At 39.6% G+C, this 14,973-nt stretch carries 15 protein-coding genes; 8 read left to right on the forward strand and 7 right to left on the reverse strand.

Going from position 1 to position 14,973, the window contains the following annotated elements:
• Positions 1-19 precede the first annotated feature (19 nt).
• The 6 genes from GBI16_RS15930 to GBI16_RS15955 form a co-directional block, all read right to left on the reverse strand.
• A complete protein-coding gene (locus GBI16_RS15930; protein WP_086210047.1) occupies positions 20-1,258 on the reverse strand; it encodes a mechanosensitive ion channel family protein in 1,239 nt (412 codons plus the stop codon).
• A 267-nt stretch (positions 1,259-1,525) separates the two neighbouring features.
• Positions 1,526-2,062 carry a DUF2058 domain-containing protein gene (locus tag GBI16_RS15935; RefSeq protein ID WP_151707441.1) on the reverse strand — a complete coding sequence of 179 codons (537 nt, stop codon included), beginning with the start codon at positions 2,060-2,062 and terminating at the stop codon, positions 1,526-1,528.
• A 20-nt stretch (positions 2,063-2,082) separates the two neighbouring features.
• The gene (locus GBI16_RS15940; RefSeq protein ID WP_086210045.1) at positions 2,083-2,751 is read right to left on the reverse strand and encodes a YoaK family protein; all 669 of its coding nucleotides are present in this window, start codon (positions 2,749-2,751) and stop codon (positions 2,083-2,085) included.
• Positions 2,752-2,790: 39 nt separating this feature from the next.
• On the reverse strand, positions 2,791-3,984 hold the full coding sequence (gene sstT, locus GBI16_RS15945) for a serine/threonine transporter SstT (protein ID WP_086210044.1): 1,194 nt from the start codon (positions 3,982-3,984) through the stop codon (positions 2,791-2,793).
• 224 nt (positions 3,985-4,208) lie between these two features.
• Positions 4,209-5,948, reverse strand: a complete 1,740-nt coding sequence (locus tag GBI16_RS15950) for a SulP family inorganic anion transporter (RefSeq protein WP_151707442.1) — start codon at positions 5,946-5,948, stop codon at positions 4,209-4,211.
• A gap of 102 nt (positions 5,949-6,050) precedes the next feature.
• Positions 6,051-6,368, reverse strand: a complete 318-nt coding sequence (locus GBI16_RS15955; protein ID WP_086210042.1) for a helix-turn-helix transcriptional regulator — start codon at positions 6,366-6,368, stop codon at positions 6,051-6,053.
• A gap of 392 nt (positions 6,369-6,760) precedes the next feature.
• On the opposite strand from GBI16_RS15955, the gene rutD reads away from it, so the two are divergent.
• The 8 genes from rutD to cysK all read left to right on the forward strand — a co-directional run bounded on the left by rutD (position 6,761) and on the right by cysK (position 14,241).
• On the forward strand, positions 6,761-7,564 hold the full coding sequence (rutD, locus tag GBI16_RS15960) for a pyrimidine utilization protein D (RefSeq protein WP_151707443.1): 804 nt from the start codon (positions 6,761-6,763) through the stop codon (positions 7,562-7,564).
• 340 nt (positions 7,565-7,904) lie between these two features.
• Complete coding sequence (rutA, locus tag GBI16_RS15965) at positions 7,905-9,017, forward strand: pyrimidine utilization protein A (protein WP_110974003.1); 1,113 nt, start codon at positions 7,905-7,907, stop codon at positions 9,015-9,017.
• Positions 9,014-9,763 (forward strand): pyrimidine utilization protein B, encoded by a 750-nt coding sequence (gene rutB, locus GBI16_RS15970; RefSeq protein WP_151707444.1) that lies wholly within the window; start codon positions 9,014-9,016, stop codon positions 9,761-9,763. The genes rutA and rutB overlap by 4 nt, the downstream gene beginning before the upstream one ends.
• Before the next feature lie 31 nt (positions 9,764-9,794).
• Positions 9,795-10,178 (forward strand): pyrimidine utilization protein C, encoded by a 384-nt coding sequence (gene rutC / locus GBI16_RS15975; protein ID WP_086210038.1) that lies wholly within the window; start codon positions 9,795-9,797, stop codon positions 10,176-10,178.
• Positions 10,179-10,281: 103 nt separating this feature from the next.
• Positions 10,282-10,806 (forward strand): NADH-dependent FMN reductase RutF, encoded by a 525-nt coding sequence (gene rutF / locus GBI16_RS15980; protein ID WP_086210238.1) that lies wholly within the window; start codon positions 10,282-10,284, stop codon positions 10,804-10,806.
• Positions 10,807-10,842: 36 nt separating this feature from the next.
• Complete coding sequence (rutG, locus tag GBI16_RS15985) at positions 10,843-12,198, forward strand: pyrimidine utilization transport protein G (protein WP_086210037.1); 1,356 nt, start codon at positions 10,843-10,845, stop codon at positions 12,196-12,198.
• Between the two features lie 45 nt (positions 12,199-12,243).
• Positions 12,244-13,080, forward strand: a complete 837-nt coding sequence (locus tag GBI16_RS15990; protein WP_404814619.1) for an NAD(P)-dependent oxidoreductase — start codon at positions 12,244-12,246, stop codon at positions 13,078-13,080.
• 162 nt (positions 13,081-13,242) lie between these two features.
• Entirely contained in the window at positions 13,243-14,241 is a 999-nt protein-coding gene (gene cysK, locus GBI16_RS15995) for a cysteine synthase A (protein ID WP_151707445.1), read from the forward strand.
• Positions 14,242-14,317: 76 nt separating this feature from the next.
• Here the strand turns inward: cysK and GBI16_RS16000 are convergent, their stop codons facing one another.
• Positions 14,318-14,929 carry a TetR/AcrR family transcriptional regulator gene (locus GBI16_RS16000; RefSeq protein ID WP_086210034.1) on the reverse strand — a complete coding sequence of 204 codons (612 nt, stop codon included), beginning with the start codon at positions 14,927-14,929 and terminating at the stop codon, positions 14,318-14,320.
• Positions 14,930-14,973: the final 44 nt, after the last annotated feature.

A 14,973-nucleotide genomic window follows, 5' to 3' on the forward strand; every position in this document is an offset into this window, starting at 1 on the left:
AGTGTGCTAAATAAGAAATTTAATGTTCAGATAGTGCAACTTGCATATCATGCCCTGAAGGTGCTTGGTAAATTCTGAGTCCAAACTCTGGAATAATCGCAATTAAATGATCAAAAATATCTGACTGAATAGCCTCGTAGTCTTTCCATGCAATTTGGTTGCTAAATGCATAAATTTCTAGTGGCAAACCTTTTTCCGTTGGCTGTAACTGACGTACGATGAGGGACTGGTGTTTTGAAATATTGGGATGCTGATTAAGGTATAACTCGACATAAGCACGGAACGTTCCGATGTTGGTCAAGCGTCTTTGGTTACACGGTGATGTATTGTCAAGTTTTTGATTAAACTCAATCAATTCACTACTCTTATGATCTAAATACTGATCTAGTAACAGGAAATCGCGCAGTTTAACTTGCTCTTCTTCTGACATGAAATGAACACTGCTTTGATCAATATAAATGGAGCGTTTAATACGCCGAACGCCAGACTGTGACATTCCACGCCAGTTTTTAAAGGTATCGGTGACCAATTTGTTGGTTGGAATGGTGGTGAATGTTTTGTCAAAATTCTGTACGGTAATGGTATGTAATGACATATCAATCACATCGCCATCGGCATTAAGTGAGGGCATTTCAATCCAGTCTCCAATACGTACCATGTCATAAGATGAAATCTGCACAGAAGCCACCAATGACAAAATTGTATTTTGGAAAACCAGCATCAACACTGCAGCCATTGCACCAAAACCTGCAAGCAAAGTGAAGACATCTTTTTTCAGGAAAGTCCCGAGAATCATCAAACCACAGACAATAAAGATAATCAGCTTGATGAGTTGCAAATAACCTTTGATGGGTTTATTGCGTGATTTAGGATTACGCTGATACACCAAATTGAAGATATTAAGCAATTCACCGATGGCTAAGGCGATGGTCAAGAAGATGAATGCTTGCGCTGCCATTTGCACAAAGCTGACCATTTTCGCAGACAGGTGGGGAACGGTGACGATACCATTCATAATGACGATTGCTGGGACAATGTTCGCAATTCGACGAATCACACTATGCTGCGACATGATGTCATGATTGGCAAATTTTAGCTTAGTGATGAGATGCCGAATACCACGGACAACAACATGTTTAGCAATAATATAGGCCAATATTGCAATTAAAATCAGTATGCAAAACCCTGTGAGCATTTCGATCCAAGGATACTGATCTGACCAGTCTTTTAAGTTCTGTATAAAATGAAATTTATCCAAAATTTAGTCTTCTTTTGATTAAAACACTGAAAATAGTGTAATCAGCTATACAGATTAATCAAATCATGTCACTAAATTTATACACGTTTTCAACGACTTGATTATTTACTCGTTGTTGGGAGCGTTGGCTGAATTATAGATAGATTCAATAGATGTGTTGGATTGAAAGATAAAAGACCAACATGATAACGAGGGATTTATCACTATCATTTTATTGTAAAAAAGCCTCTTTGTCGGAAGCTTCTTGAACGTTAAATGGTCAAATCATTACCACATTAAGTCATCTGGAATGACATAGGCTGCATAAGGATCTTCTTCATTAGTGACAGCTTCATTCTTTTCTGAGTTATTGACAATAATAAAACCTTCAAGTTTAGCATTGATACGTTCAGCTAAAGCTTTTGGTAAGAAAGCATAGTTGTCATGATCACGAGCAATCACCAAACTGCCTGCAACTAGGGCATTATAAATTTGTTGATTGATATATTGTTTTTTGATTTTGCCATCATCAATAAATTGGTAGATGACTTCGCCATCCGTATCACGGACTTTATGCTGTGAAATCATTTGAACAATGGCTGCTTTGAGCTCTTTTTCTTGCAACAGAGTTTTCTTCTCAAGCTCTATGGCTTGATCTTTCTCTAATTTTTGCTGTTTGTCTTGCGCAATTTTTGCCTTAATCTCAGCTTCATTGCTTTGACCAGTTCTTTGCTCATGCACTGCTTGTTTAGAGAGTTTTTTTGCTTTTTTATTATCGACTAAACCGGCTTTGAGTAACTGAGCCTGTAATGCATTTTTAACCATAACGAATTCCACAATTGCGTTTAAATACGACGATATCGAAAATAGATGATCCAATATACAACACTAAGGATCAAGCTTAATGCTGTCGGGATTAAGAAAGAGTTGAGTTTGAAATAAGGGTAGATCAAACTTGCACTGAGTCCACCAATGAAAAAACCAATTAAAATAAGAAGATGTAATACAACACGGCGTCGCTCGACCACGAGACCTCTTGCCCGATAGCCGAGTGCTAAACCTAAGTCGGTTAAGACACCAGACAAGTGTGTGGTTCGAATGATGGTTCCTTTGTAGTGGCTGACCATGGCATTTTGTACACCCATTGCAACACATGCCCAGAGCAGTGCATAGCGCGGAAAGTACGGCAGGAACAACCAGCATAGAAAAATAAAAAAAGCCACCAGACTAAGGGGTAAGCCATAACGGCGACCCAACTGAAAGTGGCTATTTCCTAAAATGATACCGCTGTAAAATGACCCTACCACATAGCACAATGTAACAAGCGCAAGGTATAAGATGTGCTCAGGTTGCCAGTTCGCAAGTGACATGGCTAAAACACTGATATTACCTGTCATGTGGGAAACGGACTGGTGTAATACCGTAACCAGTCCTAAAACATTAATCATTCCAGCATTAATTGCTAAAAAGAATGCACCCAGTTGTATCCAAAATGGTAAGTGTTGAAATGGCATAACTTCAAAAATGAAACAATGTACTGATTCTACAATATATTATTTTGAAGCTCGGTCAACTGCTGCAGTGAATAATACATCAGTTGATGAGTTAAGCGCTGTTTCAGTTGAGTCCTGCAATACGCTAATCACCATCCCGATAGCAACGACTTGCATCGAAATATCAGAAGAAATACCAAACAGACCGCAAGCAACAGGGATTAAAAGCAAAGAACCACCTGCAACACCAGAAGCACCACATGCTGACACTGTCGCAAGTACTGATAAAATCATCATCGTAGTAAAGTCAACATCAATCCCCAAGGTATTGACTGCTGCAAGTGTAAGTACAGTAATGGTCACAGATGCGCCAGCCATATTGATGGTTGCGCCCAAAGGGATTGCTACGCTTGCCGTAGACTCAGGAACGCCTAAGCGCTTTGCAAGGTCCAAGTTAACTGGAATATTCGCAGCAGAACTACGTGTAAAAAATGCAGTAATACCGCTTTCACGTAAACATTGGAATACTAATGGATAGGGGTTGCTGCGTGTTACAACCGCAACCATAAGTGGGTTAATTACTAGTGCCACAAAAGCCATAGTACCCAGCAATACTGCAAGCAACTGAGCATAGCTTTCTAGAGTACTTAGACCCGTTTCAGCAAAAGTGACGGCCACTAAGCCAAAAATACCCACTGGTGCAAAGTTAATTACGAGGCGGATAACACTGTTTACCGCATGAGCTGTGTCATTTAAGAAGTCTTTAGTCGTGTCTTTTGCATGGCGAAAAGCTACGCCTAAAGCAACAGCCCAAGCTAAAATACCAATGAAGTTTGCTTCGCTAATTGCAGTTACAGGGTTAGCGATGAAACTGAGCAGTAAATTCTTAAAAATTTCAATCAGGCTACTTGGTGCTTGTAGATCGGTATTTGCAGGTAAATTTAAGTATAATGTACTTGGGAAAATAATACTGACGGCAACCGCTGCAAACGCAGCGAGCAACATACCAATTGCATACATGATGATAATTGGACGTAGATTTGCACTGTGGCCCACTCTAAAATTGGCAATAGAGGCAAGAACTAAAACGAAAACAAGTACAGGCGCCACAGATTTTAACGCTTTAATAAACAAGTCGCCTAGTAGGCTCAAATAAGGTGCAACACCGGGAAAAACAAGAGCTACACCAATACCTAAAATAATGGCAATGATAATTCGAGTAACTAAACTCATTCGCGCTAAAACAGAGAACATAGAGGCGCCTTGAAAATTACGAGGACAAAATACGGATTTTAAGTGCGCCATTTTATACCTAATTTCCTAACTGACTGAAAAATATTTAAATATAAAAATTAAGTTATTGTAATTTCAGTTTTTATTATTCATTCTTATTCATAAAAATGACATATTTAATGGGTTTTTATCATAAAAAGACATAGAAAGTTTTTCATTTATGCCAAAAAACTTTCATATATAGATCATATTGAATGTGTCGATAGAAGCTGTGGTGCAAGCGTTTGAATTGCTTGATAATGAGTCAAGAATATTTTTCCACTTAAATGCTTTAACAGTTTTGAGCCTTGTAACCGATCCATCACAGGGCCTTTAACTTCCGATAAATGCAACTGAATGTTTTGTTTAGATAACTCTAGATTGATATCTTCTAACATTTCTAAAGCACTTAGGTCGATACTGCTGATACTTGAACAATTGATCACTACATGAACCAGTGTAGGTTGCTGGCTGACTGCATTAATCAGTTCACCTTTTAAGACATTGGCATTGAGAAAACTTAGGTTTTCATCTATACGCATGGAAAGCACTTGTGCAGCTGTTTGAACATCATGACGTTCAACATTGCGAAAATGTTGTGTACCTTCGACCAAACCAATCACCGCAATATGTGGACGGCTAATTCTCCAAAGCAATAAAACAAATGTTGAGATCATGCCAATGATCAGACCTGTTGAAATATCTATACATACGACCCCAAAGAACGTGATCCACATAGCAATACCATCTGCTTTTGAATATTTCCATGCTTCAATAAAGGGTCTAAAGTCTACCAATTTCCAAATAGAGACAATAATCGTTGCAGCCAGAATGGCTAAAGGCAGGTTTTGAAAAAAACCAGTAAAGTATAAGCTCACTACAATAATCAATAATGATGATATCACTCCTGCCATAGGGGTTTGAGCGCCTGCATCTGCATTAACGACAGTACGAGATAAACTGCCTGTGACAGGAAAGGCTGAACTCAAACCAGCGCTGATGTTGGCTAATCCCAAAGCGATCAGCTCTTGGTTACTATTCAGTTGACTTCGATTTTGTAGCGCTGTTGCTTGGGCAATAGACAATGATTCAACAAAACTGATCATTGCGATCATGGTGGCGCCTGGCAACAGTTGCAGAACCAAAGTCCAGTTCCAATGCGGCATATCGAGCGGAGGCATACCAGATGGAATGATTCCGACCGTTTTGATTCCAAATGTTTGCAGTTGGAAAAAATAGACTAAGGCGATCGACGCAACCACTAAAAATAAAGGAATGGTGCGCGAAAGTAATACAGTCGATCCGAACCAAGACTTAATGGCATGGCTGTTTAGTAGTTTGGGAGTGTAAATTAAAAAAGCGATGGCGCAGAGTCCAAAGACTAGCGTCCCTACGTGAGTGAGACTAATGTATTGCCAAACACTAGTCGCAAACTCGGGGATATTATTGGCTTTTAAAGGCAGATCAACAATAAACTTCAACTGACCCAAAGCAATGAGTAAGGCCGAAGCAATAATGAAACTTTGAATAACGGGATGGCTAATGAGTTGAATTAAAAAACCAAAGCGTAGCATCCCCAAACACAGAGAAATAACACCGACCATGAGCGCCAATAGACAGGCTGCCTGTATATAGACAGGTGAACCAACTTCGAACATTGAATTCAAAGTCGCAAAGGTCATCATGGAAATGATGGCAACGGGACCAATCGAAAGCGTGGGACTGCCGCCGATGATGGCATAAATAATCATCGGGATGATACTGGCATATAATCCTGTAATTGGAGGTAAACCTGCCAACATGGCGTATGCCATGCCTTGAGGAACCAACATGGCAATGACAATAAAGGATGCAAGTAAATCTGATTTAAAAGTAGGCGTGTCATAGTGCTTGAGCCACTGCCATGCGGGGAGATAAAGGCCTAGACGACGATTCCAATCAGACATAAAAAAATCTAAATCATAAATTTAGATATATTATGCATAAAAAATGCTAAGAAGTCTTAGCATTCATTATACTCACATCAAAAATAGCATAATTATTTGATTTTAAAGACGTGGTTTAGGGCAATACAACTGATATAAAGTATTTAAGACTTCTACCATACGTTCGTCTTTAATGGAGTAGTAAATTTGCTTACCGTCACGACGTGTATTTACGACATCGCTTTTGCGTAGCATCATCAATTGCTGAGAAAGTGTTGGCTGTTTGATGTCAGTAATTTCTTCAATTTGTGAAACATTAAGTTCTTGTTGCGACAAATGGCATAGAATTAATAAACGATCGGTATTGGCTAGAGATTTTAAAATACTCACAACAACTTCAGCAGAGTCGCGCATAGACGTGATTTCAAGTCCTGTGTTCATTTAAAACCTACTCATAAAACAAAACAACTGTGCGCTTAGTATAAAACCAAGCAGTTCATAATGTTGTGTGTTCATGTGTAATATGCATGGCTTTTAGTGAAATAAAATATTAGTTAAAGTTATATATACGTTCTATTTACATCAAAAATAGTTATCTTGAATATCACTTAAGTTCTCGATATTTATATAATTTAAGGATAAAAATTTAATAATATTTGTATTCTTTATGATTATTTATAATAAGCTTTTATTATTTTTTCATATATGAGTCTTATGACAGCATAATCTTTCATCTATTTATAAAATAGCACTATAAAATTTAAAAATATATGTATTTATTAAAGGCATAATTATTGCAACTTATTTTTTTTGACCAATAAGTAAATTTTAAGATGAATGTACAAATTTTTCCCTCAAATGAAGAAAGTGCAGAATATGTGGTTCTATCGTCTGGTTTAGGCGGACATGGTCAGTTTTGGCAACCCCAAATTCAAGTGCTACAGTCTAAGTTTCATGTATTGATTTACGATCAAGAAGGTTGCTGTGCTGATGCAGCATTATTAAAACCAGATTATTGTATGCGAGATTTGGGGCAGCAACTTTTGCTGATTTTAAAACAACATCATATTCAACGATTTCATTTTATTGGTCATGCATTGGGCGGCTTTATTGGTGCCGAATTAGCATATTTATGCCAACTGACAGCGTATCGTATGTTGTCCATCACGATTTTAAATGGCTGGGATACGCTAGATGCGCATACTTATAAATGCTTTGAAACACGAATCAATCTTTTAAAATGGGCTGGAACAGAAGCTTATGTCAAAGCGCAAGCATTGTTCTTATATCCACCCGCTTGGATTTCAGCAAATATAGAAAGTATTCAAAAACAAGAACAGCTCCAAGTTCAAAACTTTCCACCACATGAAAATGTATTACGACGACTGAGTGCTTTAATGGCTTTTCAACTGAGCGAGGAGATACGAGTGGCTTTGCAGAATATCCCTATGCATTTGATCGCGAACCAAGATGATTTCCTTGTGCCTTACCAACGCTCACAAAAGCTAAAACAGTTGTTTCCGCATGCGCAGTTGACTCTTTTAAGGCAGGGCGCTCATGCGGCGACTGTAACTGAGACAGCACGGATGAATAACGAAATATTGGGCTTTTTAATAGCACAGGAAAGTTTGGTTTAAATGTTAATTGTTTAATTCAACTTTATAAAATAAAGGTGTCTAGATTTTATATCTAGACACCTTTTTCTTTAGGCGAATACATTTAAAAAAACTAGTTTGGTTCATTTTCTGCACAATGTTCGACCATAGATCACAAATATAGTGCATGGTGATAATTATTATTTTACTTTTTGGTAAAAAATAAAAATAATTAAAATATAATAAATATTTGAAAATAAATAATAAAAATAAATTGGCACGGCTTATGCAAATGTATTTTTATCAAACAAAGAGTAAAAACTTTGCGCTGATTGAATATTTTTAATTCATCAGCATTCACCGAGGCCAGAGGATAAAAGAGATGAAAATAGGTGTGTTTTGCCCGATTGGAAATAATGGCTGGCTGCTTTCGGAAAGCGCCCCACAGTATATGCCTTCATTTGAACTAAACAAAAAAATTGTTCAACGCGCTGAGCATTATGGCTTCGACTTTGCTTTGTCGATGATTAAGCTGCGTGGTTTTGGCGGGAAAACTGAGTTTTGGGATCATAACCTTGAGACATTCACTTTGATGGCTGGGCTTGCAGCAGTAACCAGCAAAATCAAAATTTATGCAACAGCAGCGACATTGGTAATGCCACCTGCAATTGTGGCGCGTATGGCATCAACGATTGATTCTATTTCAAATGGGCGCTTTGGTTTAAATGTGGTGACAGGTTGGCAAGCTCCAGAATATACGCAAATGGGGATGTGGCCAGGAGATGAATATTTTGCACAACGTTATGAATATCTCTCGGAATATGTAGAAATTCTACGTGAACTTTGGGCAACAGGGCGTTCAGACTTCAAAGGAGAGCATTTTACCATGCAAGATTGTCGTGTCAGTCCACGTCCACAAGCAGACATGAAAATTATTTGTGCAGGTCAGTCTGATACAGGACTTGAGTTTTCTGCCAAATATGCCGACTACAACTTTGTCTTTGGTAAAGGGTTGAATACACCAACAGCCTATGCAGAAATCAATGACCGCTTAAAAGTACAAACGGATAAAACAGGCCGTGACGTGCAAACCTATGTGTTGTTCATGGTGATTGCTGCACAAACCGATGAAGAGGCACATGCAAAATGGCAAAAATATAATGCTGGTGCAGATATGGAGGCCATCAATTGGCTAATGAATCAAGGTGGTAAAGATACCAAATCTGGAGCAGATACGAACATCCGTCAAATGGCCTCTTCAGTTTCACCTGTGAATATCAATATGGGAACCTTAGTAGGCTCGTTTGAGCATGTTGCACAAATGTTAGATGAAATTGGTGAGATCCAAGGGACGGAAGGCATTTTGCTTACCTTTGATGATTTTGTACAAGGGGTCGAAGACTTTGGTCAGCGCATACAACCTTTAATGAAATGCCGTGAACATATCGTGGTTGAAGAGGACGTATCCCAAGCTATTTTGGAGAAAAGTGCATGAATGAGCCGATTGTCTGTACAGAATTTACTAAACAGTGCCTGCACGCAAAAACATTGAAAGCCGAACCTGAACATATTGCATTGGCACCTGAGCACACGGCATTGATTGTGATTGATATGCAAAATGCCTATACCTCAGAAGGTGGCTATTTGGATTTAGCTGGGTTTGATGTATCTAAAACTAGACCTGTGGTTGAAAACATTCAAAAGTCCGTTCTTGCTGCACATGCAGCGGGTATACAGGTGATTTACTTTAAAAATGGTTGGGATGATCAATATCGCGAAGCAGGAGGGATTGATTCGCCGAATTTCCATAAGTCGAATGCTTTAAAAACCATGCGCAAAAATCCTGAGCTACAGGGAAAGCTATTGGCAAAAGGTGGTTGGGACTTTGAGTTGATTGATGCACTAAAGCCAGAACCACAAGACTTGGTGATTGAAAAGCCTCGTTATAGCGGATTTTTTAATACCGCACTGGACAGCATGTTGCGGGTACGTGGAATCCGAAATTTAGTTTTTGTTGGTATTGCGACCAATGTTTGTGTTGAGTCAACTCTCAGGGATGGTTTTTTCTTGGAGTATTTCGGGGTAGCTCTTAAGGATGCGTGCTATCAGGCTGGGCCCGTCGAAGCACAAGAAGCAAGTCTCTATAACATCAAAACCTTTTTTGGTTGGGTATCTGATACACAAAGTTTTGTAAACACCTTTCAGACCTCTGGCAATAAGCCTCTGGCAAAAACAGCATAAGCCAAACATACAATAGATTAAAGGAAGTCTCATGCCTAAAGAAATTATTGTGCCAGAAGGCACAGCGAAACCACTGGCTCCATTTGTACCTGCGACTAAGGCTGACAATATCGTCTATGTATCAGGCACTTTAGCTTTTGATGAACAGAACAATGTTGTCCATGTGGGCGATGCAGCTGCACAAACTCGACATATTTTAGAGACTATTAAACGAGTCCTTGAAACAGCTGGCGGTACGATGGATGACGTGACTTTTAACCATATTTTTGTGAAAGATTGGGGGGATTATGGTGCGATTAATGCTGTATATGCCGAATATTTTCCAGGTGATAAGCCCGCGCGCTATTGTGTCCAAACTGGATTGGTTAAGCCTGATGCTTTAGTGGAAATTGCTTCGGTTGCACATGTGGCTTGAGTTGAATAATCAAATTTTAACGTCCTGAATGGAGGAATTTGACATTCAGGACATGGAGAATACGATGAATGCAAAACTATTACACCAAGATCAGGTTGAAGCCATGCTAAACACTATAGTGCCTGAAGAAAAAGCGGAAGTGATATTGGATCAACACCTGTTCCGTCAAGGCATGGCGAATCTTGGTGCTGCGGTTAATGTGATTACGACGGATGGTGCAGCGGGTCAGGCAGGTTTTACTGCATCGGCAGTATGTAGTGTGACAGATACACCACCGACCTTATTGGTCTGTTTAAACCGTTCATCTTCTGTGTTTGATACATTTAAAACAAATCAAGTACTGTGTGTGAATACGCTATCGAGCCAGCAACAACATTTATCTAACGTATTTGGAGGCAAAACTCCAATGTCTGAACGTTTTGCTCAAGGCACATGGTCCACACTTTTGACCAATGCTCCAGTCTTGGATGATGCCTTAGTGAGTTTTGACTGCGAAGTGGTGCAGAGTATGTCTGTGGGGAGTCATGATGTTCTGTTTTGCCAAGTCAAAGCCATGAAGCAAAGTTGTGGACTGAATGCACTTATGTATTTTAAGCGTGGTTATTGCGAGCCATTACCAATGTGTTAATTCAAAAAATCCTACTTTTTAAGGGAGGGGAAACCCATGCAAACAAAAGAATCGTGGTTTCCAAAATTTAAGCCTTATCAAGGCGATTTAGATACAACTGCTGTGCAAACAGATGAGTACTTGCCCGTAGGCAAAAGCATTATTTTAGGATTACAACATGCTTTTGCCATGTTCGGTGCAACTGTGCTTGCGCCATTGCTGATGGGTTTTGATCCGAACTTAACTATCTTTATTACAGGGATTGGTACGATACTTTTCTTCCTAATGACTGGCGGACGTATGCCAAGTTATTTGGGGTCTAGCTTTGCCTTTATTGGTGCAGTGGTTGCAGTCACAGGCTACACGGGTGTCGGATCAAATCCAAATCTTTCGTTAGCATTGGGTGGAACCATTGCATGTGGTGTATTGTACGCTTTAATTGGCTTAATTGTGATGCGTACAGGCACAGCATGGATTGAAAAGTTGATGCCACCTATTGTGACAGGCGCTATCGTAATGATCATTGGTTTACACCTTGCACCTGTTGCAATTAAAAGTGTATCGGCCAATCAATTTGACTCTTGGATGGCCTTAATCACAATTATTTGTATTAGTGTGATTGCGGTATTTACCAAAGGGATGGTGCGCCGCTTATTGCTTCTTTTAGGCTTGGTTGCATCCTATTTTATTTACTTCTTACTGACCAATGTCATGGGTTTTGGTACTGCAATTGACTTTGCCAAAGTTGGTCAAGCAGCATGGTTTGGTTTACCGACTTTCCATAGCCCAACCTTTGATGTAAATGCCATGATGTTGATTGCACCTGTTGCAATTATTTTGGTGGCGGAAAACTTAGGACATTTCAAAGCAGTTTCAGCGATGACTGGGAAAAATTTGTCTCCTTATATGGGGCGTGGTTTCTTTGCGGATGGCGTGTGCACTACGCTTTCAGCTTCAGTTGGTGGAACAGGGATGACGACTTATGCTGAAAACATTGGAGTCATGGCGGTCACTAAAGTTTATTCAACCACAATCTTTGTCTTTGCAGGTGTGTTTGCTATTTTACTGGGGCTTTCCCCTAAGTTTGGTGCAGTGATTAGTACGATTCCCGTTGCACTTTTGGGTGGGGCATCCATTGTTGTTTTCGGTTTGATTACGGTTGCGGGCGCAAAAATTTGGGTCGATAACAAAATTGATTTTACCAAGAACAGTACTTTAATGATTGGTGCGGTGTGTCTGATTATGGGAACAGGTAATTACAGCTTACAAATTGGTAGTTTTGACCTAGGTGGTATTGGCACCGCAACACTAGCAGCTATTCTTCTTAATCTTTTCTTAAACCGAGGCAGTGAAAATGAGCAGGCCATAGAAAAGTCGGATGACCAAATCAATAGCACTATTGCACACGGTTAGGAGTACGTTTTGAGTCTGAATATTGCATTTATAGGACTGGGCGCAATGGGTTGGCATATGGCCTCCCATTTGCCAAAACTGGGTCATAATGTTTGGGTGTGGAATCGCACAGCGGAAAAAGCTGCATTGCATGCACAAACCTTTGGCACTGAGCCCGTTCAAATCCAACAAGCGGTGCAAGCCGATATTATATTTTCATGCTTGCCGACCAGCGCAGATGTTGAAGCTTTAATTGCATTACATCCACCTAAGTCTGAAAGTTTATGGGTGGACTGTACCAGTGGCGTGCCTGAGTCTGCGCAGCGAATTTCCACTGATTTGGCAGCACGTGGTGTAACTTACTTAGATGCACCTGTTTCGGGTCAAACCATTGGTGCTGAACGCGGTACTTTAACGGTTATGGTAGGTGGCAATATCGCTGGATTTGAAAGGGCAAAACCGATCATTCAGGCATTTGCGGGGCTGATTGAATACGTCGGGGAAAGTGGTGCAGGCTTTGCAGTTAAAGCGGTGAACAATACACTCATGGCAACACACTTATGGGCTCTGTCTGAGGGTTTGTCTATTTTGAAGCATCGAGGCGTTGATTTGGTCGGAGCATTGAGTTGTATCAATCACTCTAGCGGTAAAAGTACGATGTCTGAAACGGTGATGGCGCAAAAAGTTTTGAGCCGAACTTTTCAAAAAACTTTTGCTTTAAACCTGTTGCAAAAAGATATTGGCATTGCGTTGGATTTGGCGGAGGAAGGACAGATGAAAACTCCTATTTTTCATACAACGCAGGAATTGTTTTTAAAAACAGATCGAGAACAGGCTACACAAGTGGATTTTAGCGCGGCAGTCACGGAGTTGGAAAAGTGGAATAGCCTAACACTAATATAAGTGGCTCACTTGCTACTAAAAGTATGGGGAAACCCATACTTTTTCCGTTTAAATGATTTATTTATCAAATAAAAACATATGCACGACCAAATGTCAGTTTGCATTTAAAAATCAGGGTATGATAATCAATACATCATTAAAAACAACATAGGAAACATTGCTATGACTACGGATTCAGCTTTTCCAACGCCTCATAATTTAGGGATAGCGGTTTATAGTAATAACGCAGAAGCGATAGGTAATACCCCATTGGTTCGTATCAACCGAATTATACAAAGCCCAGCAACCGTTTTAGCCAAAGTTGAAAGCCGTAACCCAGCATTTTCAGTCAAATGCCGTATCGGGGCTGCACTTATTGCAGATGCTGAAGCACGTGGTGTACTTAAAGAGGGAATGCACATCGTAGAGCCTACCAGTGGGAATACTGGGATTGCTTTGGCATTTGTTGCTGCAGCAAAAGGCTATGCATTAACCCTGACTATGCCATCAAGTATGAGTATCGAACGCCGTAAAGTAATGAAAGCTTTAGGTGCTAACTTGGTGCTTACAGACCCTGCAAAAGGCATGCGTGGTGCGGTAGAAGAAGCAAAGCGTTTAGTAGATGAAAACCCAGAAACTTATTTCTTACCACAACAGTTTGAAAATCCAGCAAACCCAGCTATCCATGAAGCAACTACAGGCCCTGAAATTTGGGAAGCAACAGGTGGTAAAGTTGATATTTTAGTTGCTGGTGTTGGAACAGGCGGTACGATTTCTGGGATTTCAAGTTATTTTGAAAAAGTAAAAAAACAAGCCTTGTACTCAGTTGCGGTAGAACCAGCGGAGTCGCCGATTATAGGGCAAACCAAACGTGGCGAAGCTTTGACACCTGGACCACATAAGATTCAGGGGATTGGCGCTAATTTTATTCCTAAAAACTTAGACCTTGACTTGGTCGATGAAGTGATGCCAATTGATGCTGCAACAGCAATTGATTGGGCACGTAAAACAGCAAGTCAAGAGGGTATTTTAGTGGGTATTTCAAGTGGTGCAGCGATGGCTGCAGCAGCAGAACTTGCAGCACGCCCTGAAAATGCGGGTAAAACTATTGTGGTGATTTTACCTGATGGTGGTGAGCGTTATTTATCTTCAGTTTTGTTTGAAGATATTTCAACTGATTAATTGGATGTAAATGTAAAAAGCCAAACAGTTGATGTTTGGCTTTTTATTATTTTAGTCGCTTAAGCAGTTTTGAAACTTAAAGGACTGCGTGTGAAATTTTATCAGGTGTCATGAGGGCTTGATTAACATACAGTTTAATCAGGCGTTCGCGTGAACCAATTGATTTTTGATAATACGTTGAATTGAGCAACAAAGACGCACCGTAGGTCACTGTCCATACATAAGATAAATAATCACGAATGGACATTGCACTGTCTAAAGACTTTAAGTAGTCAGAGGTCATATCTTTAATTTCGATAATACGTTGCTCACGTATTTGATAGAGCTTCTCAAAAAGTTCTTTAAGTTTACGTTCGCTATTGGTTAAACGTTCTTCAATAACGTGCAGTAAAATCGTACGATTTGAATTTAACATGTTGTACAACATGTATTCAGAAACATAGGTTTTAATATCATTATTGTACTTCTGAGAAATTTCCAGCAAGCGAGTTTCATTTAAGATAATCAACTCCAAATAGAGTTGGTTCTTACTTTTGAAATGCTTGTAAATTGTACCCTTGGCAATATCGAGTTCCGTTGCTAATTCGCTTAAGGTGATGTCTTGATTATTATCTAATAACAAAGTCTCAGCCATAGCTAAAATTTTCTCTTTGCGTAATAGAAAATTCTGTTGGCGTACTGAAGTCATTGGCTTTTCCAGTATATTTTATGAGAACTATAGAGAGGCTATTT

The organism is Acinetobacter sp. TUM15064 (assembly GCF_008980265.1).
Classification (GTDB): domain Bacteria; phylum Pseudomonadota; class Gammaproteobacteria; order Pseudomonadales; family Moraxellaceae; genus Acinetobacter.